This window comes from Pseudomonas sp. M20 (assembly GCF_045037865.1).
In the GTDB taxonomy this organism is placed as follows: Bacteria; Pseudomonadota; Gammaproteobacteria; order Pseudomonadales; family Pseudomonadaceae; genus Aquipseudomonas.
On record NZ_CP173611.1, the window covers coordinates 1,486,338 to 1,505,294 of the forward strand.

Genomic DNA, 18,957 nt, shown 5'->3' on the forward strand with positions numbered 1-18,957 from the left:
TTTGGAGTCGAGTCTATTCCGATGAGTTCGAACAAAAAGCGCAAAGATCGGGCGTGAATGATCGGTTAAATCGATTTGTTCCGCGCGGCCCAGTACTGCTCGGCGGTTGTGAAAGCTTGCTCACGGTTTTGACCTAGGCCGCGCAAGGCCAGCGCCATGGTCGCAATCAGGGCCATTTGCGGGTAACTGTCAACCACCTCGCCACGCCACACGGCTTTCAGATGTTCAACGTTCAAGGTCGCGGGTTTGACGTGGCGCTGCGCCGACAACTGAGGCCATTCCTCGTCCCAGCTCTCGCCACCGGTGGTGCCGTAGAGGTGACTGTCGGCATCCGGGTTGATCTCGATTTCGCCGCCGTCGCCCTTGACCACAATCGCCGTGTCGCCAAGCAAACCACTGGCATCGCGATGCACTGCCTGATAGCCAGGATGGAAAATGCTCTGCAGCCCACAACGCGCGCCCAATGGATTGAGAATCCGTGCCAGCGAATGAATCGGCGAACGCAGGCCGAGGGTGTTGCGCAGGTCGATCATCTTTTGCAGTTGCGGAGCCCAGTCCACCAGCGGCATGAACGCCAGCCCGCCGTTGTCCAGTGCCGTGCCGACCTGTTGCCAGGTGCGGCACAACGGAATGTTCAACTCGACGAGCAATTGCTCGCTGTACAGACGCCCGGCCGTGTGTGCGCCGCCGCCGTGCATGAAGATGCGCATGCCATTTTGCGCCAGGCATTTGGCTGCCAGCAGATACCACGGTAGATGGCGCTTCTTGCCGGCATAGGTCGGCCAGTCCAGATCGACGTTCAGCGCCGGTGCCTGCAAGCGTTCGCGCAGCGCTTCGGTGAAACCGGCCATCTCCTCGGCGCTTTCTTCCTTGTGCCGCAGCAACATCAGGAACGCGCCGAGCTGGGTGTCCTCAACCTTGTCGTCGAGCACCAGGCCCATGGCTTCGCGGGCCTCCTCGCGGGTCAGGTCGCGCGCGCCGCGTTTGCCCTTGCCGAGAATGCGCACGAATTGAGCGAACGGGTGTTCAGCAGGTGTTTCGAGGGTCAGCGCTGGAAAGTCGGTCATAAGCAATTCGTCGGTTTGGGCAGGCCCGCCAGTTTCGCGGCGAGTTTGGCAGGGGTGCCTTTGAACAGTCGGTTCAGGTGCAGGCTGTTGCCTTTGTCCGGGCCGAGTTTCAACGCGGTGTACTTGATCAACGGGCGGGTGGCCGGGGACAACTGGAATTCGGCGTAGAAGCTGCGCAGCAGTTCGAGGACTTCCCAGTGTTCGGGCGTCAAATCGATGCCTTCGGCGGCGGCGAGGGCGCTGGCGACATCAGCCGACCAGTCACTCAGATCGACGAGAAAGCCGTCCTTGTCCAGTTCGATGGCGCGGGCGCCGACGGTCATGGAGTTCATAGCCAGCTGTTGACCTTGTCGTGGTGGATCGACAGTTCGACGAAGGCCGGATAATCAATGGCCTCGACCCAGTCCGGCACTGCGATGGCGCGCGCCTGTGCATCTTCGACCAGAACGAACAATTTGATCTGGCGGCTTTGCAAAGCGCTAAACGGTGCGGTGCCCGCTTGCAATGCATAGACCGCGTCGCCGGACAGCAGCAAGGCATCAGTACTGCCGATCAGGCGCAGGCAACTGGTCAGACGATCGTCGCCAAAAGGGGAGTGAGACAACACATGCAAAGTCGACATCAGAGGGTGATCACCTGGTCGTAACGGTCGATAAGGGCGATGATTTGCTCGGCGGCGAGCGGCTGCGCTTCGTCCAGCGACAGATTGTTCAGTCCGCGAGTGCTGGCGCTGTCGGCGCAATAGAACAGCTCTTCGACCCCAAACATCGGCAGCGCCTGCAGGTTGGCGCTGAGGTCTTTCTGCTGCAGGGCCTTGGCGTTTTGCCCGGCGCTGAGTTGCAGCACGCCGTCATCGAGAAACAGCAAACCGATCGGTAGATCGAACGCGCCGCCGGCCAGCACAATGTCCAGTGCTTCGCGGGCACCGGGGCCAGACCATGGCGATTGGCGGCTGATGAGCAACAGGGATTTAGCCATCTCACGCACCTCCGAAGCAGATCAGGCGATCGGCATCTTGTACTGCGTCATGCAACTGGCCGAGACCGGACAATTCCCACGGCGCACTGACGGAGACGGCGTCACGCTGATAGCGCTTGGCTTCTTCAGCATTCAGCGCACCACGGCGCAGGGCCGCAGCTATGCACACCACACCGTCCAGCTTCTGTTCGCTGATGAAGGTGCGCCATTGTTTGGGCAGGTCGAGTTCGTCCTGCGGCGTGACCACCGCATCGGAAGCGTTATAAACGCCATCCTGATAGAAAAACAGCCGGACAATCTCATGCCCGCCGGCCAGCGCAGCCTGCGCAAACAGCAGGGCGCGGCGCGAGGAGGGCGCATGGGCGGCGGAAAACAGCGCGATGGCGAACTTCATGACGGACTCGATCAGCAAAACTGCGGCCATGATAAAGCTTTATCGCGACAGCCGCGAAACCTTGTAGGCCTTCGCCTGCTCGCGATAGCGGTCTGTCAGCTGGTGAAGATGAAGTATGTGCCGGCGCCTTCGCGAGCAGGCTCGCTCCTTGAGAGACTTTTGTTGTCCTCGGTTAGCGCGGCATATAGCCCAGTTGCCAGCGCCGCGGGATTTTCAGCGAGAGCAGCCCGATCATCGCCGCCAGAAACCCGCTGACAAACATCGCCTTCAGTCCCAAATGATGTTCCAGCACCGCCCCCAGAATCGCGCCGATAAACATCCCGCTCCAGGGCACCAGTTGCACTCGCCAGCCGCTGCGCCGCTCGCCGAGCATCCAGCGACCCAATCCACGGCCGAACCGCGACAACGCGCCAGTCACGTAAGTCAGCCCGACCGGCAAGCCATTCACTTCTTCGACCGCCGCGTTGAGCATGCCCATCGCAATGATTGCCGCCATCAGCGCTGGCAGTTGTGTGTCGAATGGCCAGACAGCCGCCGCGCACAGCAGGGTGGCGATACACAGCAGCAGCGGCAGCGCTCGTCTTCCACCGAAACGTGCGACAACGACTCCCAGGGCATTACCGACGATAAAAGTCGCGACGAGGATCAACAGACGTGCGGTCAACCCGACGTCGCCATCGCTGATCGCCACGGCGAGTCGGGTGGTATTGCCGCTCATGAACGAGACGAAGTCGCCGCTGGCCATAAAGCCGATGGCGTCGGTCATCCCGGCCAGTACCGAGAGGCTGGCAACCAGCGCCAGACCCACCCGTCCACGCCACTTTTGCGTGTGCAGATGGCCGGGGCTGGCGCGGTGAGTCGAGGCGGATGGGAGCATGAGTGGCGGTGTCCTTTCGCGGCGGTTACGGTTCTATGCCATACAGATCGCAATATTCCAGCCAATCCATTCCGGCCATCTCCGCGACTTCACGATGTACGTCCAAGCGCTGCGCCTGATACTCCTCAGGTGAATCAGCGGTCAGTTGCAAGGTCAACTCCCAGGCGAACAACCCGAGACTTTCTGCCTCGGCCTCAAACGCTTCATGCAGTCGTTCTTCGCGATACTGCGCCTGAGTTTCGCCTTTGGCCTGGGCCAGTAACGGGTTGAGATGGTCGAGGGTCTCGCGCAGTTCTGGGCGCGCGTCGAGAAATATTTTCAGGGCATTTTCATGTCGCTGGTCGGAAGGCGCCATGGGGTTTCCTTGTGAGGCTGATGAGCTTAGGTTGCCGCAGCGGCCTGCGCGTGTCGCGCTATAAATGCAGTAAAGCAGAACGATTTCTGCTGCTGCGATGATACAGTCCGCTTTTTTCTGAATGAGCGAATGCAATGCGAATTCTGATGGTAGCGCTGGCAGCGACGCTGCTGGCCGGTTGCGCCGGTTCGGTGATGGACGATGCTCGCACCAAAGCCCCCTATAAAGTACTGACTTCGGACAAAGCCGAGAAAGTCGTCGCCCAGTGTGTGCAGTTCGGCTGGCAGGACGAAGCGGTGTTCGGCGTGGATGCGGCAGCATATCTGGAACCGCGCAAATCGGGCGGGACGACGGTGTATACCCGTTCGGCGGAGTCGTTTGTCGACGTGATCACTGAAGCTTCCGGCACGACGCTGAATTACTACGCGCAGAAGGATGACTTTGTCGCCAAGCGCCGGTTGGCGGCGTTGGCGACCTGCCTCTGATCATGTGTTGACGCGGCTGTCGGCATCGTCGGAACGCCGCCCGGAGCAGGCACACTCCTACAGTGGAATGCATTCCAAATGTGGGAGCGAGCCTGCTCGCGAAGGGGCCGGTACATTCAACCTAAAAGTCGCTTCTGGAAAAAATGCCGTTTGTGCCCCGGCGGATAATCGACGATTTCCCCAAACTGGCTATACCCCAGCTTCTTGTAGAACTCTGGCGCCTGAAAGTCGAACGTGTCGAGCCATGCGCCAATGCAGCCTTTTTCCCGCGCCAGCTCTTCGGCCATGTGCATCAGCTTCGAGCCAATTCCCTGGCCCCGGCCTGCTTCAGGCACTGACAGTAAATCAATGAACAACCACTGGCAGACCAGTCGGCCATAAAGTCCGCCCAGAATCTTGTCGTGATCATCGCGCACCAGCAGGGTGAGCGGCTCTGATACCGCGATCCCGGCCTTGGCCACGTTATAGGCATGCAGGGGCGCCAGAATGGCCTGGCGTTCTTCTTCTGTGGAATGTTGCGAGAGCTCGATGCGCAAGTTCATGCAGGACTTCCTTGTGGTTTGAATCCGCAGCCTATCCTGCCCGACGCCTGTCTTCCAAGCCCTGCCTCAACCCGGTGGAACTGCCGCTCTCACGTCGGGGTCTAGCCTTTACAGCGTCATTCCAGCACGCGGTTGATGAGGATCCCCCATGAATATTTTCGAAGCCCTTCGCGAAAGCCATGACCGCCAGCGTACTTACGCCGAAAACCTGATCAAGACCAGCGGTGACACCCCGGAGCGGGTTGAGGCTTATAAGTTGTTGAAAGCCGAATTGCAGGCCCACGAAACGGCCGAAGAGCGTCACTTCTACATTCCGTTGATGGAGCTTGATGACGGTGTCGATCTGAGCCGCCATGCCATCTCGGAACACCATGAAATGGACGAGATGATGGAAGAACTCGACGAGACCGAGATGTCCAGTCCGGCGTGGTTGGCAACCGCGAAGAAGCTGTCGGACAAGGTTCATCATCATTTGAAAGAAGAAGAGCAGAAGTTCTTCCAGATGGCCGGCAAATTGCTCAACGAAAAACAGAAAGTACAACTCGCCGGACAATACGAAAAGGAGTTCCAGGCACAGTTGCCATGAGTACTGAATGGCAGTTTTTGCAGCATTGGCGTGTAATCTTTTGGCGTCGTCTCGGGTGGGCGTTATCGTAATTGACTGTATATCCATCCAGTATTTGCGGTGTTTTCACGTTTTGAAGCCGCCGACTGCGACAAAACCGCCGATGGACAAAAAATCCGTCTCCGTTAGCTTGAAGGCCTCTCCTCGGAATGGAGAGTTCTTAAATCAACGGAGTGAAAAAAATGAATCAACCACAAACCCAAACCCAACTGCGACACGGTCGTGTCATTTCCCCTGCAAGCCGCGGTGCGGTAGCGATCGAGCAAGGATTGCTCGGCGCTTGGCAGGTCAACGAAATGGAAGGCGGGAAGAATTTCCCGGCACTGGCAGCGGGGCCGTTTCCGGCGCCTTACCAGAGTGATTCGGACAGTGTCACGCCACCGGCCGATGGCTACATTCTTAGCGGTGGCAAGAGCGATGCCCGTGATTGCGTTAACTTCACCAATGACGAAATGAGCAAAAAACTCGCTCGTCCGTTCACCTGGCCGCTGCTCAATGTCACCCCGGGGCAGACCCTCGAAATCAAATGGGAATACACCGCGCCGCACACCACCCGTGGTTACCGCTGGCTGATCACCAAGGATGGCTGGGACCCGAAACAACGCATCAGCCGCGCGCAACTTGAAGCGCAACCGTTCTTCGAGGACTTCTACACTCAGGTGCCTTATTACAGCTACCCGAATGAGCTGAAGGCCAAGGTCAATCACGCGGTGAAACTGCCAGCCAACAAAAAAGGCCATCACGTGATCGTGCTGATGTGGATCGTCGCCAACACCGGCAACGCCTTCTATCAGGCCTTCGACGTCGACTTCAAATAACGGCGCATCGTCGTCAAACCCACACGTTCTGAAGGATTAGAACATGTCAAACATCGACTTTTCTTTAATGCAAAATCCGGCGAGCGATGCCGCCTCGCTGATGCCGAGCATTGCCGGCAAAAAAATCCTTATGGGCTTCTGGCACAACTGGCCAGCGGGGCCGAGCGATGGTTATCGCCAGGGTCGCTTTGCCAGCCTCTCGCTGGAGGAAGTGCCCAAGGAGTACAACGTCGTTGCAGTAGCCTTCATGAAGGGCAGCGGCATTCCGACCTTCAAGCCGTTCAACGTGTCCGATGCCGAGTTCCGCCGCCAGGTCGGCGTGCTCAACAGTCAGGGTCGGGCCGTGCTGATTTCCCTCGGCGGTGCCGACGCGCACATCGAGTTGCGCAGCGGCCAGGAACAGCCACTGGCCAATGAAATCATCCGTCTGGTGGAAACCTATGGCTTCGACGGACTGGACATCGATCTTGAACAGAGCGCGATTGATTTCGCTGCCAACAAGACCGTCCTGCCGGCCGCGCTGAAACGAGTCAAGGATCACTACGCAGGCCAGGGCAAGCATTTCATCATCAGCATGGCCCCGGAGTTTCCATACCTGACCAGCACCGGCAAGTACGTGAGCTATTTGCAGGCACTGGAAGGCTACTACGACTTCATCGCCCCGCAGTTCTACAACCAGGGTGGTGATGGGGTCTGGGTGCCGGAAGCCAACAACGGCGCAGGTGCGTGGATTGCGCAGAACAACGATGCGCTGAAGGAGGATTTCCTTTTCTACCTGACCGAAAGCCTCGTGACCGGTACTCGCGGCTTTACCAGAATTCCGGCGGACAAGTTCGTCATCGGCCTGCCGGCCAACAACGATGCGGCGGCCACCGGTTATGTGATCGATAAGACCGTGATCGGGAATGTCCTCAAGCGTCTGGCGATCAAGGGGATACCGATCAAAGGCTTGATGACCTGGTCGGTGAACTGGGACAACGGCACCAGCAAGGATGGCGTGCCGTACAACTGGGAATTCAGTCGGCGTTATGGGCCGTTGATTCACGGGGTCTCTTTCGCCGAGCAGGCTATCGATGACACGCGTTCGCTCATCGCTCGGTAGTTGCAAATAAAGAAGCCCGGTAGCGCTGCCGGGCTTTTCTTATTTTTCGGTCAGACGCTGAAACTATTGGCTGTTGGGGATTTTTGAACGTTTGCATCCCTTGGAAATGATGAGGGTTGCCGTGACACCTGAAAACTGAAGGCAAGGAAGAGATAGTCCCGAGTTGGCTGTCGTTTATCAATGATTCGGGGAGCAAGGATCCGGGGTCGCTGATGGATGATGCGACGGTGCCTATGCGTGATTCGGATGAGGCGGATACGGAGTATGAAAAGGATGAGGGTGAGAGGGACGGAGCGTTTTAATTTATTTTGGTACCGATGTATTTATCAAAATTAAGGGGCGTGATTTGAGCTGCTTATTTTACAAAAGCTTCCGGTATTGTTTGTGAATCAGAACGATCAAAAGGGGAGTTTAACCATTTGTAGTAAAACTCTCGCTGCTTCTTCAGGCTTTTTGCTAAGTTTTTTCTTCGTAATCAAATATTTGGACAATGTCTTCAAAGGTTGCGGGCTTACCATTTTTAAGCTCGTAAGCGATCACGCCGCCACTCATTTGTGAACACATACTTGAGGGCGTTACATTTAGTTTTGCTCCCTTGCACATAAAAATAGCATCAGGGTGATCCTGTCTTGTTTTTGCTAGGCATAAATATAGGTCAGTCGACTCGTAGGTCTTGGTGAAGCCATTTTGCATGGAGAAATTTATAGTGCTTTTTATCGAGTCGTAATAGATTGTGGTCTCTTCTCTAGCGCTATCGACGATAAGTGATATTTTTCTGTACTCCATTATTTCTCTCTCTTAGGGGCGTGTTAAAAAGGCCTGTGGTATATTTCTTGGTAGGTGTTAAGTATTCGGTGCAGGTATGTGTGTCGGGGTTGAACTTCTCTTTTAAGTCTTTAAAGATTTAATCCATCGAAAGTAAAAGGCTTTTTGAATCTCAAGATCATTCGTTAAATTGTTGTCCTCGTAATCGAAGATGCGAACAATGTCAGACTCTTGGGTGGGCTGGCCATAAGTGAGTTCGTATGCGACCAAGCCAGTGGACATTTGTGATGTCATACGCGAAGGGTGAGCATTTATTTTGGCGCCTTTGCATAGAAAATTGATGTCGAGGAAGTCTGCCCTGATTAGGCCGAAGCAAATATACAAGTCGGCAGCACTGCGTGTGCTGGTTTTACCGTCTTTCATAGTGAAGGTAAGTCTTTTTGTTTTTCGTTCTATCACAATATTGCCTGTTTCTCGCTTCAGATCTATAACGATCTCAATAGATATCGTTTTCATGCGTGACCTTTGTTGTTGATTGACAAAAACTCCCACAATCCTTTCAGGGTTTATTTCTCGGTTTAAGATTTTATCCAGTTCAAGTAGAAAGCGCGCTGCTCCTCCGGGTCGTTAGTCAATTGTTGTTCCTCATAATCAAATATGAAAACTAAGTCGGCAAGGGACGGCTTCTTACCTGCTTCTAGTTCGTATGCCTTCATGCCCAAAGTCATTTGCGCGGACATGCTTGAGGGGTGAACATTGATTTTCGCACCCTTACAAAAAAATGTTATGTGGGGGTTGGCTTTACGCAGTAGTCCGAAGCATTTGTAAAAATTGCTTTCAATGTAGGTTCGGGGGCTATCGTCTTCTAAGGTTGCGGTTATCGATATCGCCTCGTCGTCGCAAATTAGTTCGGTTTTTTTTGTTGTGTTTCCAGTGCTGATGGTTATTTCGAATTTTGCAATCATTTGTATATTTTCCTGTGTGGGTTAGGGATGGAGTAGCCGAACTCTTTGCCTTCGTCAGTGATGATGGTGGCGCCCAAGATGTCTTCATTTTTGATTATTCGGGGGATAGCAATCTCTTGCTCTCTACCAAACTTGTAACTGGAACCGAGTTCTTTTTTTAGGTCGTGTCCTGAGACTTTTCTGAGGGTGTAAAGGAAGCCAGTTCTTGTGAAAAAACCTGTAGCGAACTCTATTCCCACATCTCTGGAGGGGGAAGTACTGATGAAGCCGCTTGGTGGGAAGTCGCTGTCAATTGAATGAAGCAGCAGATCCATGCTATCTCCCTTGCTTTTGAAACCATTCGCGAAGATATCCGAGGGGTCTCTCAAGTCTCCACGGTACAGATACTCTTGTTTGCTTTTCGGCGTAGGGTGCTCGGGCTCTCCTTCATCTACCTTAGCTCCACCAACCCCACCCGGCACCTCACACCCCGGCTTATTCGGCGGCGGGCAGTTAGAGCTCAACCCCAAAGGATCCACCCACCCCGTCGGATTCGGCACGTACTGGTACTGATTCAGCCCACCCGCCAACTTGATCGGATCCGGCGTCAGATATCGTCCCAGCCGCGGGTCGTAATACCGGTGCCGGTTGTAATGCAGGCCGCTTTCCCCGTCGAAATACTGCCCCTGAAAGCGCAGCGGCTGATTCAGGTAGTCGTCGCCGGCCAGGGTCAGCGTGGCGACTTTGCCGTAGGCGTCGTATTGCGCGGACCAGACGATGTCGCCGCTGTAGTCGGTGAGTTCCTGCGGGGTGCCGAGATGATCGAGTTGGTAGTAGAACGGGCAGGCCTTTTTCGGGCCTTTGCCGTCGAGCAGCGCGAGCGGGCGGAAGGTGCCGGGTTCGTAGACGTAGCTGCGGTATTCGTGTTCGCTGCTTTCGGCGACGAGATGGTCGCCTTGCCAGAAGAACTCGGTGGTGTCGTCGCCGACGGTTTTGCGGATGCGTCGGCCGAAGGCGTCGTAGCGGTAACTGGCGGTCTGGCCGTCGGGGCGGGTCAGGCCGATCAGGCGGTGCTGGCTGTCGTAGCGGTATGCAGTGACGAGAGTTTGCGCGCGGCCGCGACGTTCGCGGATCAGGTTGCCGAAGGCGTCGTAGTCATAGTGGCGGTCTCCCTGCATCAGCAGGCGGTTGCCCTTGATCTGGCTCGGGCCGGGGCGGTCCTGCATCAGCAGGTTGCCGGCCGGGTCGTGGGCGAAGGATTCCGGCAGTTCGTCGCGTGAGTGGCGTACGCGGATGAGGCGGTCGAGGGCGTCGTAGCCGTAGGTGCGCTGGCCGTGGCGGCTGTCGGCAATGTGCGCGAGATTGCCGTTGGCGTTGTAGGCATAATCGCGGCGATACAACGCATCGCGCTGATGGCCTACGGCGTGGGCGAGTAATCGTCCCTGGTCGTCGTAGGTATATTCGCTGAGCAGCAGACCTTGCTGACGTTGCCTTTCGCGGCCGGACTGATAGACGTGACGGGTCAGCGGCGTGCCGTTAAGGTCGATGTCGGTCAGCGCGCCGCCCTTGGCGTGGCGGTAATCGAGCACGCTGTTGTCCGGTAGACGCAGGCGCTTGAGCTGACCGCAGGCGTCGTAGCGGTAACGCAGAGTGCCCCAGCCCTGATGCTCGGTGATCAAGCGGTCCTGGCGGTCGTACTCGAAGGCGAGCGGATGGTTCTGGCCATCGTCGACGCTGACCAGTCGGCCGAGGCGATCGTATTGGTAGGTGACCTTGATCCCATCGGGCAGGGTTTTGACTAACAGCCGGCCAGCGGCATCGCGCTCATAAGCGGTGAGCAGACAAGAGCCGTCATCGCCGAACTCGGTTTTCTCCAGCAGATGGCCGTTGAGGTCATAGGCATACGCCGTGCGCCGGCCATCAAAACCGCTTTCCTGGCGAATCAGCCCGGTCGGCGTGTAATCCAGCCGATACTTTTCCCCGGACTCGTTTTCGATTTCGGTGAGCAGCAGTTGTGCATGGTCGTAGCGGTACTGAATTCGCGTGCCGTCGGGGTTGATTCGCCGCGAAACCAGGTGCAGGTCGTCGTCATACTCATAACGGGTGATGCGCCCCAGTTCATCGCGCTCGGCAATGACCTGACCGTAGGCGCCGTAGCTGTAGGCGCGAGTGCTGCCGGTAGGAAAAGTCGTCTGAATCAGTCGGCCAACGGCGTCCCAATGCTGGCGGGTGACCGCACCGTGTTCGTCTGCGGTTGTGGTCCGGCGCCCCAGTGCATCGTAGGAAAAACGCCGCACGCCACCGTCGGGCAGGGTTTCCTCGGTCAACTGGCCGAGGTTGTTCCAGACCAAGCGATGGCGGCTGCTGTCCGGATAACGGATCGACAGCAACTGACCCCAGGTGTCGTAGTAGTAATGGGTGACCTGACCATCGGGGTCGACCGCTTCGGTGACATCGCCCTCGGCATTGCGCCGGCAGATCCACACCGCCTCGCCGCGTGAACGCCGGTACAGGAAACCGTTGCGATACTCGTAGGACGTGGGCGCCTCGTCCGGCGGAATCAGCGCGATCAGCCGTCCGACCTCGTCGTAGCGGTATTCGGTGACCGCCCCCAAGGCATCCTGCTCGGCGATCAACCGCCCCGATGAGTCATAGGCCTTGAGCTGCTCGCCACCATCCGCCGAGACTTTACGCACCAGCCGCGCACGCTCGTCGTGGACGTACGTTTCTTCGGTGCCATCGACGTAATGCACCGCGACACTGCCGTCGTCGTTCCAGACGTAACGCGTGTCCATCTGCGAAAACGAGGCCCAATGCCTGACACAGCGAGAAGCCTTGCCCGAACGTTCCCACTCCCAGAAGAAACTCGCGCCCCCAGCCAGTTGCCGCTGCAGGATCACGTGAGCGTCGTCGTAGTCGTAACGCTCGCTGTCACCGACGGCGTTGGTCGCTTCGATCAGATGCTGGTAAGCGTCGTAGCGGTAACTGACCAGTGCCTGTTCGGTACTCCAGGCACCGTCGCGAATCACCTGGTAATCAACACCAACCAACTGCGCGCGGTCATAGCGCAACAGCAGCGAACGCCCGGCGCCGTTGTCCAGGCGCTGCACCCGGTCAGAGCGATCGCGCTGCACCGTCAGACGATTGCCATAGGCATCGCTGATCGCCGTCAGCCGTCCCGCGCGAAAGTGATAAAACCGCGCCGCGTCCCCGGCCAGCGCGAGAATCAGCTCTTCCGGTTCATCGCCCAGAAAGATCGCCGCCCGCGACAGGCTGTTGTGAATCGCCGGCCGTTCAATACTCGGCAACGGAAAACGGGTGCGGCGGTTTTCGTGATCGACCCAAACAACCTCATCAGCGAAAAACTCCAGCCGATGCGCCAGCGAATGGCTCCAGCCAAAACCCAACCCAACATCGATCTCAGCGGCACTGCTGCGATACAACCGCGTGAACTCAAACGGCAATACACCATCGAGCACAGCATCAGTCAGGGTCAGCAGTTCTTCACCGGTGACCATCGACACCGGGCAACCGTTGGTGCAGGTACGCGGCACACAATCGGCGCTGTCACCGTTGGGATTTTTCGCCTGATCCGGCGAGTCGTCATGCGGCTCATGTCGCTCGATCCGGCTCGAACCGCCAGACTTGTCCCGCACAACAGGCGCCGGATTCGGCACCGTCAACACCACAGAATCGGCCTGACGAATGTTCAGCGGTATCGACGGTGTCGGTTTCAACTCAACGTCACGCACATTGAGCATCAGCGGCTTCAAAACGCTGGCATGCCGCGTCAAATCCGCGGAGGACGTCAGTTCGGCCAAGCGCAACGCAGAGGCCGCCAGCCATTCCCGAGCGCGAGGCGACTTGATCTTCGCCAGCACTTTGTTGCTCAAGCGCACCGGCACGCCGACGCCGCCCGACAACCCCATCAGCAGAAAACTGATCAGCAGTTCGACCCGCACCTCGGCTACCACTTCAGCTACATACTGCGGCGGCAGCATCTTCAGCCAACTGGTGAACGCGGCCAGATGAATGAACAGCAAAGGCTCGTCACTGAGGATCAGCAAGCCGTTGGCAATGGCATCGCTGGACGCTTGCAGCAGCGCTTCAAGTTCAGCCTCGCTGAGGTACTCAAGCAGTTTTTCACTGTTGGCCTGCAAGTCGGCGAGCAGGGCGAATACCTGTTTGATGTCATCCCAAACGCCGTTCAGGGCTTGCTCGAACCCGCGCCAGTCGGCCTGTTGCAACTGGCCGTAACGGTCAAGAAATCCGGCGCTGGAGAACTCCGTCCACTGGGGCTGAAATCCTGCCCACTCAGCGCGCAGCCAGCCTTCCAGGCCTGCAATGACACCTTCATAAGAGGCATACAGCGCACGCACATGGTCGGTGGACACATCGGGAAAGAAGGTGATGCGATAACGCTGGCCCCGATCGCAGTTGGTCACTTGCAGAATGCCGCTGGGGCCGATGGTGTAATGCAGCGGCTCACCGAAAGTCAGCACGCCGCCGACATCGGCAAGCACCGGTTCGAGGGTTACCGGGGTGTTGCCAATCGGTACGAACCGCGCGGCCTCGAACATATGCACCAGCGTCAGCGACCCGCTGGCCGGGCACATGACCACCGATGAACTGAGCGGCTGGCGCGACTTGATCGGCGCGCTGAGGCGCACGTCGTTGCCGACAGTAAACACCTGCTCGACATCCAGCGCGGTCCCGGTCCAGAACTGCTCGGCCCAGGCGTCGTAGTGGTTCAGGCACAGGCGGAACTCGCGGATCAGGTGTTCGAAGTCCGGCTCGTCCGGGTTCAAAGCAGCAACAACGAGCTGGCCGATGCTGTTGTTCAGGGCCAGCAGCCGATCGGTTGGAAGCATTCGCAGTCTCTCGCGCACATCAAAAAGGTGCGGGGACTTTGCGGGGGATCAATCAGGAAAGAAGTCGGGCGAGTAGGTGATGTCTGTAGGATGTTTCGACATAGTTTGTAGGGCGGTATAGGGTTTCGTTTTTTCGTTCACAAAAAAGGGCTTTTACCTACCCAGGTGCCTTCAATGACAAAAGGATCAAGCGTCATGTCCAACACAGCCGAGCGGGTCAATATCGTCGACACTCAGGTGTTGTCCCATGATTGGTATCTGCTGAAGAAAATCACCTTCGACTATCACCGCAACAACGGCGAGTGGCAGCGTCAGACCCGTGAGGTTTACGACCGTGGTAACGGTGCAGCGATTTTGCTGTTCAACCGCGAGCAGCGCACGGTGGTGCTGACCCGGCAGTTTCGTTTGCCGGTGTTCGTCAATGGGCATGATGGGTTGTTGATCGAAGTGGCTGCCGGCTTGCTCGAAGGCGCGGCGCCGGAGCAACGGATTCGCGATGAAGCCGAAGAGGAAACCGGTTATCGCGTGCACGACGTGAAGAAAGTGTTTGAGGCTTACATGAGTCCCGGTTCGGTGACCGAGAAGCTGCACTTTTTCATTGCCGAATACGACGCCGCATCAAAGGTCAGCGACGGTGGTGGTCTGGAAGAGGAGACCGAAGAGCTGGAAGTGCTGGAGTGGCGATTCGATGACGCGTTGGCGGCGTTTCAGCGCGGTGAGATCTGTGACGCCAAGACCATCATGCTGTTGCAGTATGCGGCGATGAATAACCTTTTTGCCCAATAAATCAAAAGATCGCAGCCTTCGGCAGCTCCTACAGGAAAACGCATTCCAGGTAGGAGCTGCCGAAGGCTGCGATTTCTTGATCTGTATTGACTGGCTAAAACAGATCCCCGGTTTTGCCAATTTGCGACCAGTCGCCACCTTCAAGTGTCAGTAAGCGCTCTTTCGCCTCGAGCCCACCGGCAAACCCGGTGAGTTTCCCCGAGGCGCCGATCACCCGATGACACGGCGCCACAATGGAAATCGGGTTGCGTCCGTTGGCGGCGCCTACTGCCCGCACGGCGCTGGGATTGCCGATCAGTTCGGCAATCTGGCTGTAGGTGCGTGTCTCGCCAAATGGAATGGTCAGCAGCGCCGCCCAGACCTTTTTCTGAAAATCCGTGCCGGCGAAATCCAGTTCCAGATCAAAACAGTCACGCGTCCCGGAAAAATACTCTTCAAGTTGTCGAGCCGTTCGAATCAGGATCGGATTGTCGGGTGCCTCACTCATCGGCCCGAGGCGCACGCGGTTCGGTTTGTCGTTTTCCCAGAGGATGGCCGCCAGTCGTGAGCCGTTCGCGACCAGCTTCAGCTCGCCGACGGGCGAGGGCAGGGTGATGAACGTGTAAGGCATGACGGCAGGCTCCGGATCAGGGCGGCAACAGCGCCCAGCATACTGCCTGATCGGGGAGGCGCAATACGCAAAGCCGACCATACTGCTTGGTGCTCTTGACGCGTTCCTCCCCTCTGTTTTGCACAGACCCTGAAAACAAAAAAAGAGATCGACTCATGAAGTACGAACCTTTGGCCAAATCGCTGATAGCGACCTCACTGGCACTCAGCTGTCTCATGGCTCACGCGGCGTCAGTCGCACCGGTTGCCGCCGAAAACGGCATGGTGGTCACCGCGCAACATCTGGCCACCCATGTGGGCGTCGACGTATTGAAAAGTGGCGGCAATGCCGTCGATGCGGCGGTCGCCGTGGGTTACGCACTGGCGGTGGTTTATCCCGCAGCCGGCAACCTCGGTGGTGGCGGCTTTATGACCATTCAACTGGCGGACGGGCGCAAGACCTTCCTCGATTTTCGTGAAAAAGCACCGTTGGCAGCGACGGCCAACATGTACCTCGACAATGAAGGCAACGTCATTCCCGACCTGAGCACCCGTGGGCATTTGGCGGTGGGCGTGCCGGGCACTGTCTCTGGCATGGAACTGGCGCTGAGTAAATACGGGACCAAACCGCGCAAGGAGATGATTGCCCCGGCGATCAAACTGGCGGAAGACGGTTTCGAACTGGAGCAGGGTGACGTCGAGTTGCTGGAGTACGCCACCGACGTGTTCAAGAAGGACATGCGCGATTCCGGCTCGATCTTCCTCAGCAAAGGCGAGCCGATGCAGGTCGGGCAGAAACTGGTGCAGAAGGACCTCGGCAAGACCCTGCGGAGCATTTCCGAAAAAGGCGCCGACGGCTTCTATAAAGGCTGGGTCGCGGATGCGATCGTCACCTCGAGTCAGGCCAACAAAGGCATCATCACCCAGGCCGACCTCGACAAATACAAGACCCGCGAACTGGCGCCGGTGGAATGCGACTACCGTGGCTATCACGTGGTCTCGGCGCCACCGCCAAGCTCCGGCGGCGTGGTGATCTGCCAGATCATGAACATCCTCGAAGGCTATCCGATGAAGGATCTGGGCTTTCATTCGGCTCAGGGCATGCACTATCAGATCGAAGCCATGCGCCACGCGTATGTCGATCGCAACAGCTACCTCGGCGATCCGGATTTCGTCAAAAACCCGATCGAGCACCTGCTGGACAAGAACTACGCGACCAAACTGCGCGATGCCATCCAGCCGCAAAAAGCTGGCGTGTCGGCTGAGCTGAAACCCGGCGTAGCGCCCCATGAAGGCAGCAACACCACCCACTATTCGATCGTCGACAAGTGGGGCAATGCAGTGTCGGTCACCTACACCCTCAACGACTGGTTCGGTGCGGGCGTGATGGCGAGCAAGACCGGGGTGATCCTCAACGATGAAATGGACGACTTCACCTCCAAGGTCGGCGTGCCGAACATGTACGGTCTGGTGCAGGGCGAAGCCAACGCCATCGCCCCGGGCAAGGCACCGCTGTCATCGATGAGCCCGACCATCGTCACCAAGGATGGCAAAGTGGTGATGGTGGTCGGTACGCCGGGTGGCAGCCGCATTATCACGGCGACTTTGCTGACCATGCTCAACGTCATCGACTACGGCATGGGCCTTCAGGAAGCGGTCGATGCACCGCGCTTCCACCAGCAGTGGATGCCGGAGGAAACCAACCTCGAAGACTTCGCCGCCAGCCCGGACACGCGCAAGATCCTCGAGAGCTGGGGACACAAGTTTGCCGGGCCGCAGGACGCCAACCACATCGCCGCAATTCTGGTCGGCGCACCGTCGCTGGGGGGTAAACCGGTCGGCAAAAACCGTTTCTACGGCGCCAATGATCCGCGCCGTAACACAGGCTTGTCACTGGGTTACTGAGGGGCGTAAAAAGGGGGCGGGCTTACGTCCGCCCCTGTCTCAAGGACTGATCAAGGAAGGCTCATCATGACCACCGCGTTATTGATCATCGACGTCCAGCGCGCCCTCTGCTCGGGCGAATACCAGTGCTACGACATTCACCGGGTGATCGACACCATTAACGGTTTAAGCGTCCGGGCGCGCAAGGCTGGCGTGCCGGTGGTGCTGATTCAGCATGAAGAGAAGGAAAGCCCGTTGGCCCATGGCGCCGAAGGCTGGCAACTGGCCGAAGGCCTTGAGACATCGGCTGAAGACCTTCGTGTGCGCAAGACCACCCCGGATTCGTTCTACCAGACCGACTTGCGCAAACTGCTGCCGAGCGAAGATTTCGAAAAACTGGTCATCTGCGGCCTGCAAACCGATTACTGCGTCAACGCCACCGTGCGTCAGGCTCACCAACTGGGTTATGACGTGGTGCTTGTGGCCGACGCCCATTCTACTGTCGACAACGGCAACATGAGCGCCGAAGACATCATTGCCGAACACAATAAGGATCTGGCGCACCTGACCGGCGCTACTGGCCGCATCGACGTCAAACCCGCAGCCGACATCACGTTCTGACCACCCACACAAAACCCTGTGGGAGCGAGCCAGCTCGCGAAGGCAGTGTGTCAGTCGACATTGATCGTGGCTGATCCACCGCTTTCGCGAGCAGGCTCGCTCCCACAGTGATTGCTAAACCCTGATTGCGATGCACATCAGGGATTTTCGCTGGCTGCACTGGCATACTGCGCGCCGTCCGAAGAATGGAATCTCTCGATGTTCGCTCTCTCCCTGCGTCATGCCTTGCTGCTGACCGCCCTTGCGTTTGCCGCTGTCACCCAGGCCAGCAGTTTCGATTGCGCCAGCGCTGCCAGCAAGACTGAAAAAGCCATTTGCGCCGATCCGGATCTCTCGCGCCTCGACGAGCAACTCGCGGTGCGCTGGCGTTCCACCCTGAACAAGGCTGCGGACCCGAAAGCGCTTAAAGCGGATCAGCGAGGGTGGCTTAAGCAACGTAATCAATGTGACGATCTTGCTCCCTGTTTACGCCGGCAGTACCTGATGCGTCTCACTGCTCTTGAATACATGGTCAAACCGTTTTCCTGGGACGCCACTTGGCAGCTGATTCCCTGGGGAGTTTCGGAAGGGGCAGAAATCACCACCAGGCGCCAGGATGCTTCTCACATCGCCTTCGACATTTCAGCAGCGAACGGTTCCCACTCGGGTGAACTGGAAGGCGTCGCAACGATAGAGGGGACGCAGGCCCGTTACGAGCAGGGAGAGTGTGTTTTAACCTTCAAGGCCCTGAACGGGGTGATGGATGTGGCACAGGATGGCGCTGATTTCGATTGCGGCGCCGGAATGGGCGTTTACTACGGTGGACGGTATGTTTCATCGAAGCAAACAGTCCTGGTCGACTATGATTTGCTCACGCTGGGTGTGGCACAAACGCAGCGGGAAAACGAAGTGTTGCACACGCTGCTTAAGGGCGACTATCAGACGCTACTGCAAAACTGCGGCTTGAAGATGGACGGTGAGTCCTCTGAAGACGTGCCGAACAGTGAGGTCAGCAACTATTGGGTCCGGGGATTGCCGTCGAGCAACGCGGCGATTGTCATGCGTGCACCGAATGAGCAGTTCTGGATCATAGTCCTGGTGCCCCAGGCTGGGGGTAAAACCCTCGCGCGTTACTACACGAATGTTGCGCAATGGAAAGGGCGCATGCCGGACGTCCTGCAAGCCTGGTATGCAAGTAAAGGCGGGGAAGGCTATATGCCTCTGGATTTCATGCTCTGACCCGCATCAATTCTGCTGGCGTCCGAGGGGCTGTGAA

The 18,957-nt window shown here is 57.6% G+C and carries 19 protein-coding genes and 1 pseudogene; 8 read left to right on the forward strand and 12 right to left on the reverse strand.

From position 1 onward, the window contains the following. Nucleotides 1-65: 65 nt before the first annotated feature. The 7 genes from ACI514_RS06710 to ACI514_RS06740 form a co-directional block, all read right to left on the reverse strand. On the reverse strand, nucleotides 66-1,067 hold the full coding sequence (locus ACI514_RS06710) for a glycosyl transferase family protein (RefSeq protein WP_160058611.1): 1,002 nt from the start codon (nucleotides 1,065-1,067) through the stop codon (nucleotides 66-68). Continuing rightward, complete coding sequence (locus tag ACI514_RS06715; protein WP_160058610.1) at nucleotides 1,064-1,399, reverse strand: TusE/DsrC/DsvC family sulfur relay protein; 336 nt, start codon at nucleotides 1,397-1,399, stop codon at nucleotides 1,064-1,066. The genes ACI514_RS06710 and ACI514_RS06715 overlap by 4 nt, the downstream gene beginning before the upstream one ends. After that, nucleotides 1,396-1,689 (reverse strand): sulfurtransferase complex subunit TusB, encoded by a 294-nt coding sequence (tusB, locus tag ACI514_RS06720; RefSeq protein WP_160058609.1) that lies wholly within the window; start codon nucleotides 1,687-1,689, stop codon nucleotides 1,396-1,398. Before tusB ends, ACI514_RS06715 begins: the two co-directional genes overlap by 4 nt. Next, entirely contained in the window at nucleotides 1,689-2,045 is a 357-nt protein-coding gene (gene tusC / locus ACI514_RS06725; RefSeq protein WP_160058608.1) for a sulfurtransferase complex subunit TusC, read from the reverse strand. The genes tusB and tusC overlap by 1 nt, the downstream gene beginning before the upstream one ends. A 1-nt stretch (nucleotide 2,046) precedes the next feature. Then, nucleotides 2,047-2,439 (reverse strand): sulfurtransferase complex subunit TusD, encoded by a 393-nt coding sequence (tusD, locus tag ACI514_RS06730; protein WP_160058607.1) that lies wholly within the window; start codon nucleotides 2,437-2,439, stop codon nucleotides 2,047-2,049. 172 nt (nucleotides 2,440-2,611) lie between these two features. After that, nucleotides 2,612-3,316, reverse strand: coding sequence for a YoaK family protein (locus tag ACI514_RS06735; RefSeq protein ID WP_160058606.1), 705 nt, complete (start codon nucleotides 3,314-3,316; stop codon nucleotides 2,612-2,614). Between the two features lie 25 nt (nucleotides 3,317-3,341). Beyond that, entirely contained in the window at nucleotides 3,342-3,671 is a 330-nt protein-coding gene (locus ACI514_RS06740; protein WP_405123334.1) for a DUF6388 family protein, read from the reverse strand. A gap of 134 nt (nucleotides 3,672-3,805) precedes the next feature. Between ACI514_RS06740 and ACI514_RS06745 the strand changes: the two genes are divergently transcribed. Beyond that, nucleotides 3,806-4,156 (forward strand): hypothetical protein, encoded by a 351-nt coding sequence (locus tag ACI514_RS06745; RefSeq protein ID WP_077573583.1) that lies wholly within the window; start codon nucleotides 3,806-3,808, stop codon nucleotides 4,154-4,156. 116 nt (nucleotides 4,157-4,272) lie between these two features. Here the strand turns inward: ACI514_RS06745 and ACI514_RS06750 are convergent, their stop codons facing one another. Further along, nucleotides 4,273-4,698, reverse strand: a complete 426-nt coding sequence (locus ACI514_RS06750) for a GNAT family N-acetyltransferase (RefSeq protein ID WP_160058603.1) — start codon at nucleotides 4,696-4,698, stop codon at nucleotides 4,273-4,275. Nucleotides 4,699-4,846: 148 nt separating this feature from the next. Between ACI514_RS06750 and ACI514_RS06755 the strand changes: the two genes are divergently transcribed. The 3 genes and pseudogenes from ACI514_RS06755 to ACI514_RS06765 all read left to right on the forward strand — a co-directional run. After that, the gene (locus ACI514_RS06755; protein WP_160058602.1) at nucleotides 4,847-5,284 is read left to right on the forward strand and encodes a hemerythrin domain-containing protein; all 438 of its coding nucleotides are present in this window, start codon (nucleotides 4,847-4,849) and stop codon (nucleotides 5,282-5,284) included. Between the two features lie 221 nt (nucleotides 5,285-5,505). Beyond that, nucleotides 5,506-6,141, forward strand: coding sequence for a lytic polysaccharide monooxygenase auxiliary activity family 9 protein (locus ACI514_RS06760; protein ID WP_405123335.1), 636 nt, complete (start codon nucleotides 5,506-5,508; stop codon nucleotides 6,139-6,141). A gap of 43 nt (nucleotides 6,142-6,184) precedes the next feature. Next, nucleotides 6,185-7,186, forward strand: a pseudogene (locus tag ACI514_RS06765) (chitinase); the annotation flags it as partial. Between the two features lie 513 nt (nucleotides 7,187-7,699). Here ACI514_RS06765 and ACI514_RS06770 read toward each other — a convergent pair. The 3 genes from ACI514_RS06770 to ACI514_RS06780 form a co-directional block, all read right to left on the reverse strand. Continuing rightward, on the reverse strand, nucleotides 7,700-8,029 hold the full coding sequence (locus ACI514_RS06770) for a hypothetical protein (RefSeq protein WP_405123336.1): 330 nt from the start codon (nucleotides 8,027-8,029) through the stop codon (nucleotides 7,700-7,702). 557 nt (nucleotides 8,030-8,586) lie between these two features. Beyond that, nucleotides 8,587-8,973 carry a hypothetical protein gene (locus ACI514_RS06775; RefSeq protein ID WP_405123337.1) on the reverse strand — a complete coding sequence of 129 codons (387 nt, stop codon included), beginning with the start codon at nucleotides 8,971-8,973 and terminating at the stop codon, nucleotides 8,587-8,589. Next, nucleotides 8,970-13,823 carry an RHS repeat-associated core domain-containing protein gene (locus tag ACI514_RS06780; RefSeq protein ID WP_405123338.1) on the reverse strand — a complete coding sequence of 1,618 codons (4,854 nt, stop codon included), beginning with the start codon at nucleotides 13,821-13,823 and terminating at the stop codon, nucleotides 8,970-8,972. Before ACI514_RS06780 ends, ACI514_RS06775 begins: the two co-directional genes overlap by 4 nt. Nucleotides 13,824-14,018: 195 nt before the next feature. On the opposite strand from ACI514_RS06780, the gene ACI514_RS06785 reads away from it, so the two are divergent. Beyond that, nucleotides 14,019-14,609: an NUDIX domain-containing protein gene (locus ACI514_RS06785; RefSeq protein WP_397481357.1), complete on the forward strand. Its 591-nt coding sequence runs from the start codon at nucleotides 14,019-14,021 to the stop codon at nucleotides 14,607-14,609. Between the two features lie 94 nt (nucleotides 14,610-14,703). Here ACI514_RS06785 and ACI514_RS06790 read toward each other — a convergent pair whose 3' ends face one another. After that, a complete protein-coding gene (locus tag ACI514_RS06790; protein WP_405123339.1) occupies nucleotides 14,704-15,219 on the reverse strand; it encodes a methylated-DNA--[protein]-cysteine S-methyltransferase in 516 nt (171 codons plus the stop codon). A 155-nt stretch (nucleotides 15,220-15,374) separates the two neighbouring features. On the opposite strand from ACI514_RS06790, the gene ggt reads away from it, so the two are divergent. The 3 genes from ggt to ACI514_RS06805 all read left to right on the forward strand — a co-directional run bounded on the left by ggt (nucleotide 15,375) and on the right by ACI514_RS06805 (nucleotide 18,920). Next, a complete protein-coding gene (gene ggt / locus ACI514_RS06795) occupies nucleotides 15,375-17,102 on the forward strand; it encodes a gamma-glutamyltransferase (protein ID WP_405123340.1) in 1,728 nt (575 codons plus the stop codon). A gap of 66 nt (nucleotides 17,103-17,168) precedes the next feature. Further along, complete coding sequence (locus tag ACI514_RS06800) at nucleotides 17,169-17,702, forward strand: cysteine hydrolase family protein (RefSeq protein ID WP_160058596.1); 534 nt, start codon at nucleotides 17,169-17,171, stop codon at nucleotides 17,700-17,702. 198 nt (nucleotides 17,703-17,900) lie between these two features. Continuing rightward, a complete protein-coding gene (locus ACI514_RS06805) occupies nucleotides 17,901-18,920 on the forward strand; it encodes a lysozyme inhibitor LprI family protein (RefSeq protein WP_160058595.1) in 1,020 nt (339 codons plus the stop codon). The last annotated feature ends 37 nt before the right edge of the window (nucleotides 18,921-18,957 follow it).